Annotated in this window: 1 pseudogene; it reads left to right on the top strand. The window is 39.0% G+C overall.

Annotated elements, in window-relative coordinates:
• A pseudogene (locus AC1DJR_RS33875) lies at window positions 1-387 on the top strand (molybdopterin molybdenumtransferase MoeA); the annotation flags it as partial.

The raw sequence follows: 387 nt of genomic DNA on the forward strand, positions 1-387 counted from the left end.
GTTTGAAGTGATTGGTGAAATTGGAGCAGGTTTTGTTTTTACAGAAGAAGTGAAAACATTTCAAGCTGTCCGTATTATGACAGGAGCCGCAATTCCAGAGGGGTGTAATGCTGTTGTTATGTTAGAGCTAACGGAAGGATTTGAAGAAAACGAAAAGACGTATATGACATTAAAACGCTCTTTCGCTGCTGGTGATAACATTTCTTTTAAAGGAGAAGATGTAAAACAAAATGCCATACTTGTGAAAAAAGGGACTTCTATTAACCCTGGAGTAGCGGCGCTTCTTGCTACGTTTGGTTATAGTTCCGTACATGTTGTAAAACAGCCGGTTATTGGAATTGTAGCGACAGGAAGTGAACTTTTAGAAGTACATGAACAGCTTAAACC

It is taken from the genome of Bacillus sp. 05T31, from assembly GCF_056396725.1.